This window comes from Candidatus Cloacimonadota bacterium, from assembly GCA_021734245.1.
In the GTDB taxonomy this organism is placed as follows: Bacteria; Cloacimonadota; Cloacimonadia; order Cloacimonadales; family TCS61; genus B137-G9.
Genome location: JAIPJH010000008.1, coordinates 1 through 19,777, shown reverse-complemented (window position 1 = coordinate 19,777; position 19,777 = coordinate 1). Strand labels below are relative to the sequence as shown.

Here is a 19,777-nt window from a genome sequence, read left to right as displayed (position 1 = left end):
AAAATAAAATTATTAAGGAGAAACAAGAAATGAAAAGAACACTATTTATAGTATTAATTGGCTTATTCTTTTGTAGCTGTAAACAAACTAAAGAGAATTTCTTAGAAACAAAAGATGCATATTTTGGACTAACTCCCCCAGGAGAAATTCCTGAAGTATTTGCACCTGGAATTGTTTCTGATTCCACCTGGGCAGAACATTGCCAGCTTGCCGTTTCTCCACAAGGTGATGAGATCTTCTGGTCGGCATGGACAGTAGAGTATAAATCCGAAGATGGTTCAAAGAACACAGAACAAATATTTTATTCAAAATTTGAAAATGGATCATGGACCAAACCCAAAATCGCCGAATTCATCAAAAATAACCTGCATGGATTAAATGGCGGACCGGTTTTTTCTCCAGATGGAAAAAGACTATTTTTCTATCAAGTAAAGAGTCCCTGGGTTTCATCTGACATGAATACCTACTATGTAGAAAAGACTGATGGAAAGTGGAGCGATGAACCAATAGATGCGGGAAAACCTTACAATTCAGAAGATCAGGATTACAGCCCGATATTCACGAAAAAAGGATTTGTTTATAAGAACCTTTTCGGTAAAATTTCAAAATTTCGTTATTATAATAACAGTTTTACTTTAATTGATAGCATTATCATACATAAAGATTTTCGCCCAGTGTGGAATTTCTATATGTCTCCAAAAGAAAAATATGTAATTTTTGCAGCAATCCATGAAAACGGCTTTGGTGATGTAGATTTATATTTGAGTTTTAAAACTGAGGAAGATGACTGGGGATACCCAATCAATATGGGACCAGAGATTAATACAGAATTAAGAGAACGATTTCCTACAGTTTCTCCCGACGGAAAGTATTTGTTCTTTATGCGTCACACTCCCGGACAGGATTTCTTCTGGGTATCAACAGATATAATTAGAAAGTTAAGAAAATCTGAAAATCTTGAAAATATTGAAGGAATATAAGTGTGAGCATGAAAACATTAGTGGTAGGTGCCAGTGGTGCTACAGGAAAACAGTTAGTAGAGCAGTTGTTGAATATGGGACAAAAGGTTAAAGCTATTGTCCGTAATTCAGCTAATATACCTGATGATTGGCAAAACAATGATAATATAACTATTATAATAGCTTCTATCTCTGAGCTTAGCAGGGATAAGTTGCAGAAATTGCTGGTTGATTGTGACTCCGTTGCTTCCTGCCTGGGACATAATCTTACTTTTAAGGGAATGTTCGGCAATCCCAGAAAACTGGTGACCGACTCGGTTAGATTATTATGTGAAGCTATCAAAACCGGTTCTCCCCAAAAACCAGTTAAATTTGCTTTGATGAATACTACTGCTGTGCGGAACAAAGATCTTGCTGAGCCTGTGTCCCTGGTGCAAAAAATCGTGTTAGGTTTGATTCATCTGTTTCTTCCTCCCCACAGTGATAATGAAGCTGCAGCAGATTATTTAAGGTTGAAAATCGGACAGAAAAATAATTTCATTGAATGGGTTGCTATTCGACCAGACACTTTAATAAATGAAGATGTCATAACAGATTATCAGATATACCGTTCACCCATAAGGAGCGCTCTGTTCAATCCAGGTAGAACAAGTAGAATAAATGTGGGTAACTTCATGGCCAGACTTCTGATGGAACCAGATTTATGGAAGAAGTGGCAAGGTCAAATGCCGGTGATCTACAATAAAGAGGATTAGCCGGGCTGCCCCTGAAATATTTATGGAATATAAAACAAATAAAGGAAAGGTATTAAGATGAAAAAAACACTATTATTAGTATTGGTAGGATTATTCTATTTTAGCTTTGCACAATTACAAGCTCAAACAAACGAGGATATATCGATAGGAAAAAGAATATCCTTTGATTCTGAAATTTATGGTAATGAAAGAGAGTTAATGATCAGTTTACCCGAGGAGTATGATGAGTCAAAAACATATCCTGTGCTTTATGTACTTTATCCTCAATACTCTTTTGAACGTGTATATTCTGCTGCCAGAGATTTGGGTGGTAGTAATGGAATTCCCGAACTAATTATTGTCGGAATTTGTGATGATGGCAGTAGAGGCGATGTTTTTCCTTTTAAAGTAACCAGAGAGCCTGGCAATAAAGCTGAGGGCAAAAAATTCATTGAATCAATAAAAAAAGAAGTAATTCCTTATATAGAGAAAGAATATAAAACAGATTCTCAGAGAATTGTAGTTGGGTTTTCTAATACCGGAATGCTTGCAACCTACATTCTAAATACTGATCCTGACCTGTTTTCATCATATATATTAAGTAGTCCTATGCTGGGTTATGAAAATAACTATGTCTTAAATCAAACCACTGAATTATTTAAGGCAATAGAGACTCTTAATAAAAACGTATATATTGTTTATGGTGAAAATGATTTTAGTTCTGTGATGACTACCATGCCTTCACTACGAAAACTTTTGGAAAACAGTGCCCCAAAAGGTCTTAAATGGAAAATGGAAGAATTAAAAGGCGAAGGACATGTTCCATATACTGATGTCTACAGGGGAATTGAATTTATATTTGAAGATGTAGAAGAGATACAGCAAACACGGACCATATTTACTTTAATTAGAGATGGAAATATTGAAGAAGTAAAAGATCTAGTTAAACAAAATCCTAATATAGTTGATTCGACAAATTCTGGATACACTCCACTTATATTTGCAGTATATTACAAAAATATGGATATAGTTGATTTATTGCTGAAAAATAATGCTGATGTTAATTATCAAAATCCTGCCACAAAAATTGATGCTTTGAATATGTCTCTCAGGCATCGAGATTTATCTCTTATCAAAAAGTTGGTAAAAAACGGCGCAAATATTAATGCCCAGAATGATAGGAAGGAAACAGCTTTACATATAGCTGTGAGAAGCAATTCAAATGAAATCAGTGAGTATCTAATAAATGCCGGAGTTGATTTAAACCTAGTTGATGACAATGATAAAACTGCTCTGGTAACTGCAATAGAAAGTAATAATAAAGAAATAGCAGATTTGATTTTAGCTAAAGGAGCTGAATTTCCTGAAGATAAGCAGGAGATAAACAAATTGTTGCATATTTCTTTAGCAAATGGTCAAATAAATATCTCAAAAGCATTAATAAGTAAATGCACTGATTTTGACGACAAAGATGAAATAGCAAGAAGTTTCCTGCATAATGCAGTAATTGGAGGTGATTTTGTAAGTGCCAAAAAATTAGTAGAAAAAGGTGCTGATATTAATGTGGTTGATAGTTTAAGTAAAACAGCACTGCATTATTCTATCATGCATAATAATAAAAAGTTAACAAAATTATTGATAGATGAAGATACTGATATCAATGCAATTGATAATACTGGCAGAACAGCAACTAGCATTGCGCAAGATTGGGGACACAAAGATATTTTAGACTACCTTAAAAGTAAAGGCGGCAAATTATCAAAAGAAAGAGTCGTCAAATTTGACGGAGAAGGAAAAGCAGAAATCAAAGTTACCTATATAGCCAATATGGGTTATATGATCTCATCTGCCGATAAAACGGTTTTAGTTGATGCTCTTTTTGAACAAGGTTTTAATTCATATTTAACACCTTCAAAACAAATTGTTAATAAATTGAACAAACAGGAAGAACCCTTTCACTCTGCGGATATTATGCTCATTACACATGATCACGGTGATCATTTCTCACCTGAGATGGTTGCCGAATATATGTCAAACAGTGATAAATTAAATGTTATCTGCAACAGCAAAACATCAGAAAGATTGAAAATAGCTTTGGCAGACAAAGCAGATACAAGCCGGGTAAAAGAAATAATGCCTGATCTATATAAATCTATTAGCACAAAAGCCAGCGGAATAGATGTAAAAGTTTTCAGATTAAGACATGCTGATGGCAACGGAACAAGCGAAAATCTTGGCTACCTGTTTAATCTTGAAGGAATGAATATATTTATCGGTGGCGATGCCTGTGGACGCGCCTGGGAAGGAACTCTTGTGAGTGGAGAGAAGGAATATGATTTATCAGGAATAAAAAATTCAACCATTGATCTAGCAATTATTAATCGTGGTTTTTTATGGGGAGAAGATGCTCCTGGAATAGAAATACTAAAGAAGCATCTAAAGCCAAAACACATTATATTGGGGCATTTCTCAAGCTTTAACAAAGATGGAGAAGATGAGGTTTTACAGACGATAGAGAAATTGAAAGCCAGCCTGCCGGATGTTACAATTCTGGAAGAATCAATGCAAAGCATTATTATCAAAAGTAAATGATCTTTCTGGCGGTAAAATGTTAACAAAACATAAAGGAGTAAACAATGTTTAAAAATTATCTTAAAATAATCATTAAAACCCTCAAGAAGCACAAGGCATATTCGTTGATAAGTATTTCCAGTTTAGCTATTGGTATCGCAGTAAGTATTTTACTTTTCCTATACGTAATACAGGAACTAAGCTATGATAGATATCACGAAAAGGCAGATACTATTTACCGATTGTGCCAGGAAGAACATCCTTATCAAGCTCCGGGGGCAGGCAAACTGCTGGCAGATAATCTACCCGAAATTAAACAGTATGCGAGAATTCTTCCCAGAGATGATATCCTTGTACAGTTAAATGATCAGAAGTTCAAGGAAGATCTCGTAGCTTGGACTGATGCTGAATTTTTTGATATCTTCTCCTTTGAAGCTATTGAAGGTAATGTTCAAAATTCATTAAAAGAACCTGGTACAGCAGTCATTAACGAAAAAATTGCCCAAAAATATTTTGGGGACGAAAATGCTATTGGGAAAAAGTTTATAGTAAAAAGTGAATACGTTTATACTGTTGTTGGCGTTATAAAGAACATTCCTCAAAATTCGCATTTTACTTTTGATATTTTCTTAACCCTTGCTGATGGGGACAAAATGTTCGGTAATGACTGGATGGATAGTTGGGGTTGGTGGAATTTTTTGCTTTATTTTGAAATGCATGACCAGTTTTCAAAACCAGATTTAGAAGCTAAAATTTCAACTCTTATGAAAGAAGTTAGTAATTCTGATGATGATCCTGTAAAATTTACGCTTCAAAACCTGAAGAATATACATCTTTATTCTTCCCACTTTTTAGGAGATATTCAGCCACAAAACAGTATTACTTATGTGCTGATATTTTCTGCAATTGGTTTACTGATATTGCTGATAGCATGTTTTAATTTTGTTAATCTCTTTATTGCCAATGCTACAACTCGAGTTCTGGAAATGGGAATTCGTAAAAGCTTTGGTGCTAGCCACAAGCAAATAGCAGAGCAATATATAGTGGAGTCAATGATCGTGTTCCTTATTTCGTCCGCGATTGCCTTAATCATTGTAGAGCTTAGTTTGCCAATATTTAATGAAATCTCCGGTAAAATTCTATCTTTTACTGACTTGCTAAATCCCAGCATGATACTAAGCTTTTTGGGTAGTATAATTGTATTAGGAATCCTGACCGGCTTATATCCTGCCCTTGTCTTATCCTCTCATAATCCCAGTAGTGTTATTAAATCAGCCAAGAGTCAGGGAAGATCAGGCTTTAAAATGAAGAAGATCTTATTGGGTGCGCAGTTTACTATTGTGATAGCTCTGATTGCCTGTGCTGCAATCATGCTAAGGCAGATAAGTTTTCTTCAGAACAAGGAGCTTGGTTTTGAAAAAGAAGCTGTAATTACTTCCATATTTGATTTTGGTGATGAGGCAAAGTATAATACGTTAAAACAGGCTCTTATTAAGCAGAGCTTTGTTGAAAATGTATCTACTGCCAATCGCATACCATCAGGCTCTTTGAATAATTATGGGGCAGTGCTGCCCGAAGGGCAAACAGAGGGTATTGCAATTGCATATGTACATGTAAACTTCGATTATTTTAGAACTTTAGGGATCAAACCATTACAGGGTCGCTTATTTTCTGAGGATTTTAAAACGGATACAAATGAAGCTATTATTCTAAATAAAGCAGCTGTTTCTTTACTTGGATTAAAAGACAATCCTATTGGGCATAGTATCCGATGTAACTGGCCACCTTCGACTCGAAAAGTGGTAGGTATTATAGATGACATTAACTTCGAACCACTACAAAATAAAGTCAAACCGGTAGTTTATGTAATCGATTACTCCGAAGCTTATCATATTATTGTTAAGCTTAAATCATCGGATATCTTTGGTTCTACTAAGGCTGTTACTGAGATTACCCAAAGCATCTATCCTGAACAGGTGATCAACTTTGAATTCCTTGATCAAATATTAGAATCCCGCTATCAAAAAGATAACAAAACCTTTCAGCTTATGGGGTTGTTTGCCTTTATGGCAATCCTTCTAGCTTGTTTTGGTTTGCTTGGAATGACCTCCTTTATGCTGGTGCGAAGAACCAAAGAAATTGCTATCCGCAAAGTTAATGGAGCTTCAATTTTAGAACTGATTCGATTGCTAAATTTTGATTTTGTAAAATTGATAGTCGGAACCTTTGTAATAGCTATCCCAATTGCCTATTATGTAATGAGCAAATGGTTAAACAGTTTTGCTTATAAGGTAGAACTAAGTTGGTGGATTTTTGCCTTGTCGGGCTTAATTGCACTTCTCATTGCTCTGGTTACTGTGAGTTTCCTAACCTATAATGCAGCCAGAAGAAATCCTGTTTTGTCTTTAAAATGTGAATGATGTTGAGTATGATAAAAATACTAAGTACAATATTTATAGGATTAAGTATATTCAGCTGCAATCAAATGGAAAAGAATTTTGTTCCAGTTGAAGAGCAGTATTTTGGTTTAAAACCGCCCGGTTTAACTCCTGAAGTATTTGCACCCGGAATAGTTTCAGATTCTACCTGGGCAGAGCATTGCCAAATTGCTATATCACCTAAGGGAGATGAGATTTACTGGTCAGCCTGGACAGCTAATGGCAATCTTTGCTGCCAAAGTCCTGGTTAACTGGATAAAGGAGATTTAAAAAAATACAGATCTATTGAGCCGTCTTTCTGACGTTTCTTACTACGTTGTTCTATGGAATAATCTCGGCGTAAAATGTAAATTCCTTGCGAAGGTTTTGGAACATCTTGCTTGTTCGACCTTCGCAAGGTTAATAAAAAAATCTAATGTCAAAAAAATAATCTATCCACATACCACGCATCCTCCGAAAAATATTTATTTTCCAGTAAGTATCAAGATTCCCACGAATGAATTCGTGAGCTTTGCTGGATAAGGTTTTGGATGGGTAAAATAGCAACAATTTCATTTATTACAATAGATTAGATTTATACCTTCCAAATTTTTCGGGGCATGCATCTATCCACATACAACTTGACACCAAATTTCATACTTTAAAACTCAATCCAGATCATTAAAAAATATAAATCTGGAGGATAAATGAAAAACAAATTTTTGATGGGTTGCCTGATTGTCGCAGCTATTTTTATCATCATTGCCATTTCAATTTACAGCTGGGGAGTGCGTTCCTACAACAACATGGTAACGATGGATGAAAGTGTAAAAGAAAAGTGGAGCCAGGTGGAAAATCAGTATCAACGCCGCTACGACCTGATCCCGAATCTGGTGGAAACTGTGAAAGGTTACGCCTCACACGAGAAGGAAACATTTCAGGCTGTTACCGAAGCTCGCGCCAAACTGGGTGGAATGGTAAATATTGGTGAAGAAGTCTTAAATGATCCGGCCATGTTCGAAAAATATCAGCAGGCTCAAGCTACTCTCAGCGGAGCTTTACAAAGACTTATGGTCGTGCAGGAAAACTATCCCGAATTGAAAGCAAATCAGAATTTCCTGACTCTGCAGGATCAACTGGAAGGCACCGAAAACCGCATTGCTGTGGAACGCAAACGCTTCAATGAAACGGCTAAATCTTATAACATCTATATCAAACAATTCCCTCGTGCTTTCCTGGCAAACATGTTCGGTTTCAGCCAGAAACCATATTTCGAAGCTGTAGAAGGTACCGAAGTAGCTCCCAAAGTAGAGTTCTAAATATGTCAAAAAAATAGTCCACCTTTAGAAGGGGGAATTAAAGAGGGTTAAGTTAATGATCTTTTCTTATCATTCATTCAAAAAACCCCTCTGTGTCTCACCTTTCAAAGGGGAGCTAAAACTTGTTATGAAGTTTAATCGTGAAATGACGAAATTTAATCGTGTTTGTTAGTTGCTAAAAAAATAATGGAGAGCATATGCCAAAATTCAAATTGAATGAAAAAGATAAACAAAAAATTTCGGAAGCAGTGAAGAAAGCAGAAAGTACAACTTCCGGTGAAATTGCCACAGCATTCATCAGGGAAAGCTATGATTATGCCATTTACGAACTGATCTTTGCTGTTATCACCGGATTTGTCTATTTCGTGGTGATGCTGCTTTTTGTGCCGCAAATCAAAGCCTGGCTGCAGAGCATGTTCTGGGATTATTCCAGCGCACATCTGGTCGCTTTTTACGGTTTTTCCACTTTTGTAGCAGGAACTATTTTCTATTTCCTGGCAAATATTTCATCCATCGATCGCCTTATTGTTCCCAATAAAAAACTACACAAAAAAGTTTATGAAAGAGCACTTCTGCACTTCATGGAATCAGGAATTTCCTACACACGAGATCGTACCGGCATCCTCATTTTCATCTCGCTTCTGGAACGCAGAGTTGTGCTGCTGGCTGATAGTGGAATTAATGCAAAGATCGAGCAAAGCAGATGGCAAAATATTGTCGATCATATTATTAATGGTATAAAAAGTGGTAATTTCACAGATAATCTGGTGAAATCAATCTTGGATTGCGGACAAATATTAACTGAACACTTCCCCATAAAAGCAGATGATAAGAACGAGCTTGCCAACGATATCGAGGAGCTGAAATCATGAAAAAAATCATATCTTTATTAATCTTGATCCTCGTTATTTCTCAGTTGACTGCTCTTAAGGTTCCATCCTTGAAAGGTAGAATTAATGATTATGCCGGCATCTTGAACAGTCAGGAAGAACGTAACCTGGAAAGTTATCTGACTCAGTTTGAAAATAGATCATCTATTCAGATTGCTGTTCTTACTATCAAATCTTTGGAAGGTGAAAATCTGGAAAGTTATTCCATTAAAGTTGCTGATGAATGGAAGATCGGACAGCCAGGTGAGGATAACGGTGTAATATTGTTGGTTGCCATCCAGGAAAAGAAGCTGCGCATCGAAGTTGGCTACGGTTTGGAAGGTTATCTCACCGATGCTAAAAGCGGATATATAATTCGAAATTACATTACACCTTACTTCAAAAAAGGAGAATTTTATAACGGCGTTGCAGCCGGTGTTCAGGCAATTACTGGTGTTTTGACCGATGAACTGAAGATCACCGATCAGCAGATAGCTCAATCTGAAAAAGAAGAAAACGGACGTGCTCAGATTCCCTTTGGACTGCTTATTTTTCTATTCATGATCTTCTTTGGTGGTTTCGGTCGCAGACGTCGCGGCGGATTATTCACAGCGCTTTTCCTGGGAAGCGTACTGGGTGGAGGTCGCGGACGCAGCGGTGGCGGTGGATTTGGCGGTTTTTCAGGTGGCGGAGGCGGCTTCGGTGGAGGTGGTGCTTCCGGCGGCTGGTAATTTCATCGCAACAGACCACAAGTAGAAACCTTGCGAATGGCTACAGACCTTCGCAATGGTTATAATACAGATAGTTCCTTTCAGTTTTTCTCAGGAAGAATCTCAGGCAGAAAGATATCGGATTTACCTCAATACACAGGCTTGAGGTAAAACGGTGATTTTTTTATTTCAAAATGATCCCATCTAAATTACGATATCTTCATATTCTTTTGATTTGTTGAAATCTCGATTGAATAGTACAATTCCAAAAGTAATCGGTCCGATACGGCCAATAAACATCAAAATGATTGTGATGAATTTTCCAATCCCGGTTAAACCGCCGGTAATGCCCATACTTAAGCCAACTGTTCCCAGAGCGGAAGCAGACTCAAAGAAAAGTTCTTCAAAGCTAAAGCTTTCCGTTAGCAATAATAAAAGAAATCCGATACTGAGAATTATCACATAAAAGATGAACGATGCAACAGCATGCAAAACTCTATCATAAGGGATTGTCCGATTCATTAGTTTTATTTTAAATACTTCTCCGAAAATAGAATCAAATTTATCATTATCATTTTTGGTTTCTTCTTTTATCTTTTCCTGTTTGGAAGTTAAAAACATTCTAAGAAAAGCATTAGAATTTTTCTTTTCTTTTTTCAGGAAATCTCGTTTATTATTGTATTTGATATATTCTTTATTTTTTGAAAATAAACTTCCCAATATCCCAAATAAAGCACTTACCGTTGTGGATTTGATACCTCCACCTGTACCGGATGGAGATGCACCGATTATCATCAATAAAGAAATTATAAATAATGATGATGAGCGAAGTTCGTTTATTGGAATGGTGTTGAAACCAACCGTGGTTAATGAGGTCATCGTTTGGAAAAAAGACTGGAGAAATGTGTTTGATTGATTTAAAACAGTTTTAGAGTGTAGTAGAAAATCAAAGAATATCGAAAAAGTTCCAAATATGAGTAAAATGATGGAAGTACTCAAAATTATTTTACTGGTAAAGGTAATAGAACTCTTTTTTCCTTTTAAAACCAGCCATACATCTACCATGACAATATAACCGATAGCTCCAAGAAAACTTAAACAAAATATTACAATATTCAGATATGGAGTATTTGCATACGATTCAAAACTGTTTGGATAAAGACTGAAACCAGCAGTACAAAAAGCCGAGATGCTATGAAATACTGAACTCCAAAGTACATTAGCTCTATCGTCATATTGGAAGGCAGTATATAAAAAATAAACTCCTATCAGTTCAATGATAAAAGTGTAGATAACAATGCTGGAAATGAATTTCTTTATACTGAAATCTTTTGGTAAACTAAAGGCTGTTGCGTGAATGGACTTTCTATTTTGTGACAATCTTCTCTTAACAGATAATACAATAAATGATCCGAAAGTCATATATCCGATACCACCGAGTTGTATTAAAATAAGAATTCCCAGTTGACCCCAGAAGTTATAATCTGCTCCTATATTCACAGTGCTCAATCCTGTAGTAGAGATTGCAGAAACTACTGTAAATAATGTGTCTATTCCCGGAATATTAATATTTCTGCAAAATGCAAATGACAGAAATATATAACCAAAAATTACATAGGACAGATATCCTAAAAATAATGATATTTCCGGTCTTCGGTTACTCAAATGGATTTTAACTAATTTCATGGTTTCTCCACTTTAACTTCTAGCCAATTATTATCTTTTCTTCAGTATAACTAAAGTGTGTTTTATCAATATTCTTCGATAAAGCAAAAATTAGAGTAAGCAATCCTACCCTGCCAAAATACATCAGAAGGATAATAATTATTTTTCCCAAACTGGAAAGAGAAGCTGTTATTCCCATCGATAACCCCACTGTGCCATAAGCAGAAAACGCTTCGAATAATATCTGTTCGAAGCCAAATGGTTCAATTAGCAGTAATAAATAGATCATAATCGACAGCAATCCTACCGAAAGTGCTATCAATGCCATAACACGTTTTATGATATCAATGGAGACTTTGCGTTTAAAGACATTTACATCCTGATGCCCTCGAAACAAAGAAAGCACTGCTACCAAGATGATAACTAAAGCTGTAGTCTTGATACCACCGCCTGTAGAGCCCGGCGAAGCACCGATGAACATTAAAATGGCTGAAATAAAAACCGAGCCTTTACTGATATTTGCATTATCTATGGTATTGAAACCGGCTGTTCTGGTAGTAACAGACTGAAAATAGGAGGTTAACATTCTATCCTTAAGATTCATCCTTTCCATTTCATTATTATATTCTGAAATAAAGAAAGCGATTGTTCCTATCAAAATAAGAATCACAGTACTGGTTAATACTATTTTAGAATGCAGGGATAATCTTGATACCCGAAATTTATTAAATAGACTTTTTTTTATATCAACTAACACAGGAAAGCCTATCCCACCAAAAATGATCAATCCCGTGATGACAAAATTAACATTCAAATTTGATTTGTAAGCCATGAAGCTATCTGAATATAAACTGAAACCAGCATTACAAAAAGCAGAAATTGAATGAAAGACAGCATGATAAATTGCTTTTCCTGTACTGTATACTTCATTTTGAAATGAAAGATATAAAATCATAACACCGATCAATTCAAACATAAAAGTAACCAGTACAATATTGCGGATCAAGCTGAGCATATCAAGTTTGTTAGATTCACCTACCACGTTTTGAATCATATTCTCACTTTTCAAAGTGAGATTCTGCCCCAGCAGAATGGCAAAGGCACTTGAAATGGTCATGATTCCCAAGCCACCAATCTGGATCAGCATGAGAATTATTATTTGCCCGAAGATAGTAAAATGGGTTCCTGTATCATAAACAATCAAACCGGTAACACAAGTGGCAGATGTAGAGGTGAAAAGTGCTCCCAGCAAAGTTGTTTCTTCACCATTTACTGTGGCGGCAGGCAGCATCAGTAAAAGACTTCCAATAAAAATAGCCAGAATAAAACTGTAGAGAACTAAGATCGGCGGATTATCCGAAAGTTTTTCCAAAAATTTTCCGCCGGTTTGCGGAACTGTTTCTCTTTTAATTAAAATATAAGTTTGCCTTCCCAATAGATAAAACTGAAATATCTGTTCGGAATTGATAACGAATATCCCGACTAAAATAAATATGATATCTGGAATAGTATTTAAAATATTAAAAACTCTGGGTGCGGAAAAATATTTACCAATCCAATAAATTATAATCATTAAGCTGATAATTAGAGTAAAATTATGTTCCCATATCGGTTGTAATTTGACTATTTTCAACATAAAAACAACCACGATGAAGAACACTATGAGATTCAATAATATTCGGATTAGATGACTTAAGCGAGTAAAAAATAACTGGACTTGCTTATTATTGGATTTCTTTTTATTCATTATTCAAATTATATTCCTAATCTTTTGTAACAATTATTCACAAATAATCCTTTAAATATTTTATAGTTTCTATCCACAAATCCAAATTAATCATGTCAATATATTTGTTACCAATCTACCTTTAAGCGAGCTTTGCTGTTCACCGTGGAATTTTGTTCTTGCCAGAATCAGGTATTTTAATCTCTTTTCATAATAAAAAAAACTCAGGGGTGGAAATATGGATCATCGTATTTTGAAACATGCCGAAGTTTTGATAAATTATTCGTTAGCTATGCAGAAGAATGAAACTTTGATGATAAATGCCGACATCACTTCCCTGCCTTTGGCAAAAGCTTGTTATAAATATGCTTTGGAAGCTGGAGCTCATCCCAAGCTTCGCATCGGTTGGGGAGATATCACGGAACTTCTTTTGAAAGAAGCAGATGATGATCAGCTGAAATTTACTCATGAATTCGATATTACAGCTGTTAAAACTTTCGATGCTTTTCTTACTTTGATGGGAAATGAAAACACCCGTTCACTTTCCAATATTAATCCTTCCAGAATTCAGATGTTCAGCCGAGGACGACAGGAATTGCAGAAGTTGTATTCGGCAAGACTGGCTTCGGGCAAAATGCGTTGGTGTGGAACCATGTTTCCCACTCAAGCCAATGCTCAGGAAGCAAATATGTCACTTTCCGAATTTGAAGATTTTGTCTATTCTGCCTGTAAACTTGATGAAGCAGATCCAGTAGCAGCCTGGAAGATCGTGGAAGAAAAGCAGCAGAAAATCTGTGATTTTTTGAACCGGAAAACTGAACTTCGCATCGTGGCACAAGATACCGATATTTCCATGAAAATAGCAGATAGAAACTGGGTTAATTGCTGTGGAAAGGTCAATTTCCCCGATGGCGAAGTTTTTACAGGTCCTTTGGAATTCAGCGTGGAAGGCCATATCCGCTTCAGTTATCCTGCTATATTTCAAAATAGAGAGATCGAAGATGTGAGAATCTGGTTTGAAAAAGGCAAAGCAATCAGGGCAACCGCAGCCAAAGGTGAAGAATTTCTGAATAAAGTATTGGATACAGATGAAGGATCACGTTTTGTGGGAGAAGTGGCAATCGGTACAAATTACGGTATCAAAAACTTTGTAAAGCACATGCTTTTCGATGAAAAAATCGGCGGCACAGTTCACATGGCTTTGGGGCGATCAATTCCCGAATCAAAAGGAATTAATCAGTCGGTAATCCATTGGGATATGCTGTGCAATATGAGAAATGGCGGCAGGATATTTGCCGATGATGAACTGTTTTACGAGGATGGAAAATTTTTGATTTGATCATAAATCATAACCAAAAATATCCGCTATGTTTTCTGAAAAAACTCAAAATCTTCTCAATATAAAAAAACCATTGCGGAGGTCGAAAGACCATCCGCAAGGTTATTTTCAATTTTATTTCATCAAGACCTGTCCTGTGAAATTCCCAAAGGACTATTTCATGAGGATCATTTTTTTAGTCTGTAAGATATTACCTGCTTTCATCTTATAGAAATAAACCCCGCTGGCTGCCTGTTTGCCGGCATCATCTTCACCTTTCCAAATTAAAGAATGAATTCCGGCTGGCATCTCATCATTCAGTAAAGTTCTGATCTTCTGACCTTTGATGTTGTAGATTTCCAAAGTAACAAAACTATTTTCTTTTAAAGCCAGAGAAATTTCTGTTTCAGGATTGAAGGGGTTGGGATGATTTCCCAGAAGTGCAGTTCGCTCTGGAATGATAATATTCATTGCATCTGTAAGTTCCACCACCACTTCATTGGAAGGATCGGAGAGATAAGGTCCATATTCTGCTTTCACAAAATAGGTATAACTTCCCAAGCTTAAATCTTCGTCTGTGTAAGTAGTTTCAGTCGTCACAGCGATTTCATTGTTGTTTCGGTAAATTCGATATCCTGTAATGCTTCTATTATCCGCCGGAGCAGTCCAACTTAATTCTACATCATCATCAATTACATCTGCCTGCAGATCAGTTGGCACATTTAATACTATCGTCACATCCACAATATTGGAAGACTCAGATTCTGTAACGTCGTCGTAAACTGCGGTTACGAAATAGGAATGATCTCCTGCTGGCAGGAATTCATCCAGATACTCCATTGTACTTGGATTGTTAACTTCTGCTATCATGGAATTATTTCTATAAATCTTGAATCCTGTTAAATCTCTGGAATTTTCAGTTGCAGATGAAGATTTTTTATCTGTAAGATTGTTTCTACTTTGTTGCGATCTTTGATGAATTGGATTTGCATTTCTACTTACATTTTCAGTCGGCATTTCCCAGTTTAAGATCACATCATTACTCATCACATCGGCTGCCAGATTTTGCGGAGCCTGCAAGTAGGAAAGTATGAAATCGATTGTAGTTGTAAGTCCTGCATTTACTACAACATCATTTTCTTCACCAGTTGTATATCCTGCAAGTTCAGCTGTCAGATCGTAAGTTCCTGCAGGAATTGGAATAATGTAAATTCCAAATTCATCGGGAGAAGTACTATAATTTCCGGCTGAAACTATTACATCTTCCACGTCTCCACTTCCACCATCCAAAGTTACAGTTCCCTGAATAAATCCAAGTTGCGCTCCCTGACCGCCTTCCAAATGAACATCGTCGACATTCCACCAGTTAAGATCCCAGGAATCTCCATCGAAAACAAATGCCATTTGGAAAGTTGTGGAACCCACATCCGGAGTTGCAACATCTATATCAATAATTTCCGGTCCAATATCACCAGTTGGAGTTATCGACCAGGCATCATTCCAGGTTGTTCCATCACTGGTAGTTTGAACTTTTATCTGATATCCACCACCACTGAAATCATTCAGATAGTGTTTAAATTCCAAATCAAGCGCTGCACTACCGGCTGTGTTCATTGGCATTGTGATAAGCCGCTGAGTAGCCAATGCAGACGGACTCCAGTAGAATTCCGCTTCAGGTGTAATTCCACCAGCATTATTACCAGTTCCCTGCTGCCAATTTCCACCGCCACTTGTAGACCAGTCCGTCGGCGGGAAGGTTCCGCTGAAATCTTCTTCCATCAATACCGGAACCTGAGAAATTACTACCTGGAACATTCCATTAACGGAAAAATTATAATCTCCGTTCATTGCCCAGTCAACACTTGCCATATGACCAACAGGAGCGGAAGCATCTGCTGTTATATTGAATTCGGCTGTCCCGATTGTTCCGGCATTCAAAGAAGTAAAAGTATAATTGGCAGAATTCAATTCGATATAGGGATCAAATTCACTCAAAATCGTTAAAAGATTGTAAGCATCAGCTCCACCACTGTTTTCAAATGAAACATACATGTCGGCAGTTTCACCCGGATCGAGAATATTATTATTTCCGTCATCTACGAATATTGAATTATAATCGATGACAGGAGCATTCAATTCAACTGTAAAATACAACTCCCATTCATCTTGATCTGATGTTAAATTTATTGTAAAAGGAACAACGTGCCCATTGGGACAATCTTCTGCAATATCAAATACAAATGGTGTAATATTCGTACCAGAAGCACTTCCTTGAATCGTATTGTAATTTGCATTATCTGTGGTGATAGTAATGTTTGGATCGGAAGCAGAAATTACCGCTGAAACATTTGTCGCTGATTGCTGACCGATATTATTGATCATTACATCCAGGTTTATGGTTTCAGCATAATCTGCCTGACCATTTCCATTTTGATCATTCAAGACAAGTCCACCCATTGTCAAAAATGGTTCGTTAAACTGAATAGGTGGTCCTGTAAAGAGCAGAGCCATTTCATCCTGGAGTGGTTTGGCTTGGAGTGGATATTGGTTGTTGAATGTGTATTCCAAACCACGTAAGCCTGTGTGATCTTCCAGTCCTACTGTGCAGTACTGTCCATGATTGGATGGATAACTGCCTACATCGATGTTATTGAACTCCTGATACTGGAACTTGATCTCACTATCGCCAGTTGAAGTTGGATAATAATTCGCATCGTAAAGGATTACCTGGAAGGTTTCAAGAGAGTTAGTATTATATTCATTCTTCAAATTCTCCCAGGTAATTACAAAATAGTTCTGGGCTGAGTCATAAAGATATTTCACTGATGAGCCTGCTCCTGTTACCAGATCGTCCCAGAAGGGTGCGATCATCGGAGACGGACCTTGCGGACCCGGGATCTGCCAGTTCATAAAAGAAGTTGATCCACTCTGCCCAGGTGCTATCCAGCCATTCGAGGATACGGTTAAACTGTTATATTCTACTCCGTAAAACTTGAACGTGATCGGAAGATTGGTAATATCGTCTGTATCTCCGGTCTCTCCGGGATCGCTAAGTGAAAGTTGTGTTCCTGTGCTTGTATCGATCCAGTTGTATTCGGGAACGTTGTAATAATTTACATCACCGTCGTCATAGCAGTAATAGCCATAAGCATCAGGACCTAAGGGATCAGTTATAGTTGCTTCTCCTACGGTGATCATAAAACTGGTTGAGTTGGCATAGCCTGCTGCATTATATAGCAGAACTTCACCCGTAAACTGGCTGCCGGGTAATACGGTGCTGGCTGCCATTACTTCAAAAGGAGTAGTAGTATTATTGGCTTGTCCACCTGCGTTTACTGTGCCAAACTGTACATCATTGGTATTGATAGTGAACCAGTCATCATCCAGAGATAAGATTCCATAAACATCATTAGCTGCAACTGTGCCGGGGTTTTCAATGGTAAGTGAAAGGTTGGTGGTCTCACCCGGTTCCCAGATTCCGTTGGTATTGCCGGGAAGATCATAATCGGTTACAACAAGACTGGCTCCTTCCACTGGAAGTGAAAGATAATCGTACCAGGTATTGCCCAGGTTATCTTCGATCGTAAAGGTAAGATGAACTTCCATTCCCCCTGTCACGTCTGCATCAACGGAAAAATCAAAATCATCCGGTGAGAATACCGTTACTCCTGAAGCAATATCACCATAATCTTCTGTAGCATCTGAGATCGTGATATAAGCATCATTACTACTGATAGTTGCTGTTATACCACTTGCAGTTATTGTTCCGAAATTTTCTAATCCTACTACCAATTCAATGGTTTCACCAGGATTGATAACGCCATCGTTATTACCCGTAGAGGTTCCATTGTTATCATCATCGATCTGATAATCAAAGATATTTACAAATCTATCTAATTGACCTACATCGAAGCTGCCCAGATGTGGAATGTAATTGTGTTTGGTTACGGTAAGATTGGCATTACCGGCTTCCTGGGCATTGATCTCCAATACGATATTTCCTGCTGCGTCTGTATAGCCAGTAGCAAAGATATCATCATTGCCCATAAGTGCTGTTACCCAGGCATTTTCTACTGCCTGGCCGTTTGCATCTTGGACATTCACGGAAATAGTATTAGCCCCGATTCCAAGCTGGGGTTCATAAGCTACTACTAATTCCTGCGGTACTCCTGTCCATACTTCCATACCCGGATCGCCCATAAGAGTATTCCATTGGGAAAAATTTGCCACATAGTTGGGCTGATTGGGATAACTCAGATAAAGGGCAAGTTTACCTCTTGTAAGTGCACCACCCATATTGAAGATCCTATCAGCAAAAAGACCGTAATAAGTCCCGGCATCGACGATATTATTGAAACAGGTATGAGTAGAAAGTGTAGCTGTTCCATAAGCTGCGATAGCTCCTCGTGGCTGTCCCGGTGTTCCCACGCGAATGAAAGCTTCGCTGCGGCTGGTACCACTGTAGAAAGTTCCGGTTCCGCAGGTGGGAAAAGTAGCTACTGGCATCATGAAGCCGTTGTTCAATGTCTGGATATTACTATTACCAAAACCGCTCATACCGGCATAACCACGATAGTTCATGTAGCTGATTCCGCTGTTGATCGTATTTGTCATGCCACTGGAATATCCGCCACTGAAATATTCATGGAAGGTATAGTTAGGATTGTGTTGAAGCATCATTTCTTCACAGTGGATTTTGGTATCTCGAGTTGATGTCCCTGATGAAGAACTCACGTCACCCACCATCGTAGCTTCCTCATACCAGTCTGTCTGAGCCATGTAAGGCTCTTTCTCATAATACAGTATTTTATAAATTATTGTCTGCAATTCTGTTATCGAGTTGAATGAAAGTCTGCCCAGGTAGACATCAGCCAGAATATCCGTTCCATCCAAACGGGCATAGCCGTGATCACCACCACCATAACCGCCGGAATAATCCGTCGGAATATTGTAGGATCCTTCAGCATCACCTACAAAACAAACATATTCAGGAGGGTTCTGCCACGTATCATAAGCGGTTTGGATATAAGATTTGATCGTATTGAAACTGGTGCCGCTATTCACGCCATGCGTCGATACATCAAAGCCTTTCTGATGTTTCCAGTCCACCAGATAGGAAAGTGCATCTTCTACTGAGGTGTCGTTGGTATGAATAAACAGATAGCTGGGATCCTGAAAATTATCTTCCCGGCTTGTGATCTCATCGTAGTTGAGAACTGTGGCTTTGTAAAGTGGTTCAAATGCGCGTGAGAGTTGGAAATTACTCCGTGTTACTTCGTTCTCGCCGCCAAATCCTGTTGTATGCACTGCTACCTGGATATTGCTGATTATTCGTAATTCCTGTTTGACTGGATCGTACTGGAAAGGATTGATCGTGAGATTAACTACTCGCAAGCCGCGCAAGATCGCTGGCGTGCCAAGCTGGACAATTTGCTCTGGAAAGATACTGCCGTTATTGTAGAAAACCTCATCTTTTACAAATCCTGATC

General features: G+C 37.6%; 12 protein-coding genes. 9 read left to right on the top strand and 3 right to left on the bottom strand.

Annotation, left to right across the window (positions count from 1 at the left end; all coding sequences use genetic code 11):
- Positions 1-29 precede the first annotated feature (29 nt).
- From K9N40_02490 to K9N40_02455, 8 genes are all read left to right on the top strand, one after another.
- The gene (locus tag K9N40_02490; protein ID MCF7813331.1) at positions 30-980 is read left to right on the top strand and encodes a hypothetical protein; all 951 of its coding nucleotides are present in this window, start codon (positions 30-32) and stop codon (positions 978-980) included.
- An 8-nt stretch (positions 981-988) separates the two neighbouring features.
- Positions 989-1,714, top strand: a complete 726-nt coding sequence (locus tag K9N40_02485) for an SDR family oxidoreductase (protein MCF7813330.1) — start codon at positions 989-991, stop codon at positions 1,712-1,714.
- Positions 1,715-1,771: 57 nt separating this feature from the next.
- A complete protein-coding gene (locus K9N40_02480; protein MCF7813329.1) occupies positions 1,772-4,285 on the top strand; it encodes an ankyrin repeat domain-containing protein in 2,514 nt (837 codons plus the stop codon).
- 44 nt (positions 4,286-4,329) lie between these two features.
- A complete protein-coding gene (locus tag K9N40_02475) occupies positions 4,330-6,684 on the top strand; it encodes an ABC transporter permease (GenBank protein MCF7813328.1) in 2,355 nt (784 codons plus the stop codon).
- An 8-nt stretch (positions 6,685-6,692) separates the two neighbouring features.
- Positions 6,693-6,953, top strand: a complete 261-nt coding sequence (locus tag K9N40_02470) for a hypothetical protein (GenBank protein ID MCF7813327.1) — start codon at positions 6,693-6,695, stop codon at positions 6,951-6,953.
- Positions 6,954-7,388: 435 nt separating this feature from the next.
- Positions 7,389-8,000: a LemA family protein gene (locus K9N40_02465; GenBank protein MCF7813326.1), complete on the top strand. Its 612-nt coding sequence runs from the start codon at positions 7,389-7,391 to the stop codon at positions 7,998-8,000.
- Between the two features lie 197 nt (positions 8,001-8,197).
- Entirely contained in the window at positions 8,198-8,872 is a 675-nt protein-coding gene (locus K9N40_02460; protein ID MCF7813325.1) for a TPM domain-containing protein, read from the top strand.
- Positions 8,869-9,600: a TPM domain-containing protein gene (locus K9N40_02455; GenBank protein MCF7813324.1), complete on the top strand. Its 732-nt coding sequence runs from the start codon at positions 8,869-8,871 to the stop codon at positions 9,598-9,600. The genes K9N40_02460 and K9N40_02455 overlap by 4 nt, the downstream gene beginning before the upstream one ends.
- Positions 9,601-9,783: 183 nt before the next feature.
- Here the strand turns inward: K9N40_02455 and K9N40_02450 are convergent, their stop codons facing one another.
- Positions 9,784-11,265, bottom strand: a complete 1,482-nt coding sequence (locus K9N40_02450) for a potassium transporter KtrB (protein MCF7813323.1) — start codon at positions 11,263-11,265, stop codon at positions 9,784-9,786.
- A gap of 19 nt (positions 11,266-11,284) precedes the next feature.
- The gene (locus tag K9N40_02445; GenBank protein MCF7813322.1) at positions 11,285-12,817 is read right to left on the bottom strand and encodes a TrkH family potassium uptake protein; all 1,533 of its coding nucleotides are present in this window, start codon (positions 12,815-12,817) and stop codon (positions 11,285-11,287) included.
- 391 nt (positions 12,818-13,208) lie between these two features.
- Between K9N40_02445 and K9N40_02440 the strand changes: the two genes are divergently transcribed.
- On the top strand, positions 13,209-14,309 hold the full coding sequence (locus tag K9N40_02440) for an aminopeptidase (GenBank protein MCF7813321.1): 1,101 nt from the start codon (positions 13,209-13,211) through the stop codon (positions 14,307-14,309).
- A 153-nt stretch (positions 14,310-14,462) separates the two neighbouring features.
- Here the strand turns inward: K9N40_02440 and K9N40_02435 are convergent.
- Positions 14,463-19,777: carboxypeptidase regulatory-like domain-containing protein (locus K9N40_02435; protein ID MCF7813320.1), on the bottom strand; the 5,315-nt coding region annotated here is incomplete at its 5' end.

Bases quoted from the DNA above. Each gene is read 5' to 3' on its own strand.
- K9N40_02455 (MCF7813324.1), top strand. From the start codon at position 8,869: ATGAAAAAAATCATATCTTTATTAATCTTGATCCTCGTTATTTCTCAG.
- K9N40_02465 (MCF7813326.1), top strand. From the start codon at position 7,389: ATGAAAAACAAATTTTTGATGGGTTGCCTGATTGTCGCAGCTATTTTT.
- K9N40_02460 (MCF7813325.1), top strand. From the start codon at position 8,198: ATGCCAAAATTCAAATTGAATGAAAAAGATAAACAAAAAATTTCGGAA.
- K9N40_02470 (MCF7813327.1), top strand. From the start codon at position 6,693: ATGATAAAAATACTAAGTACAATATTTATAGGATTAAGTATATTCAGC.
- K9N40_02490 (MCF7813331.1), top strand. From the start codon at position 30: ATGAAAAGAACACTATTTATAGTATTAATTGGCTTATTCTTTTGTAGC.
- K9N40_02480 (MCF7813329.1), top strand. From the start codon at position 1,772: ATGAAAAAAACACTATTATTAGTATTGGTAGGATTATTCTATTTTAGC.
- K9N40_02445 (MCF7813322.1), bottom strand. From the start codon at position 12,817: ATGATTATAATTTATTGGATTGGTAAATATTTTTCCGCACCCAGAGTT.
- K9N40_02440 (MCF7813321.1), top strand. From the start codon at position 13,209: ATGGATCATCGTATTTTGAAACATGCCGAAGTTTTGATAAATTATTCG.
- K9N40_02485 (MCF7813330.1), top strand. From the start codon at position 989: ATGAAAACATTAGTGGTAGGTGCCAGTGGTGCTACAGGAAAACAGTTA.
- K9N40_02450 (MCF7813323.1), bottom strand. From the start codon at position 11,265: ATGAAATTAGTTAAAATCCATTTGAGTAACCGAAGACCGGAAATATCA.
- K9N40_02475 (MCF7813328.1), top strand. From the start codon at position 4,330: ATGTTTAAAAATTATCTTAAAATAATCATTAAAACCCTCAAGAAGCAC.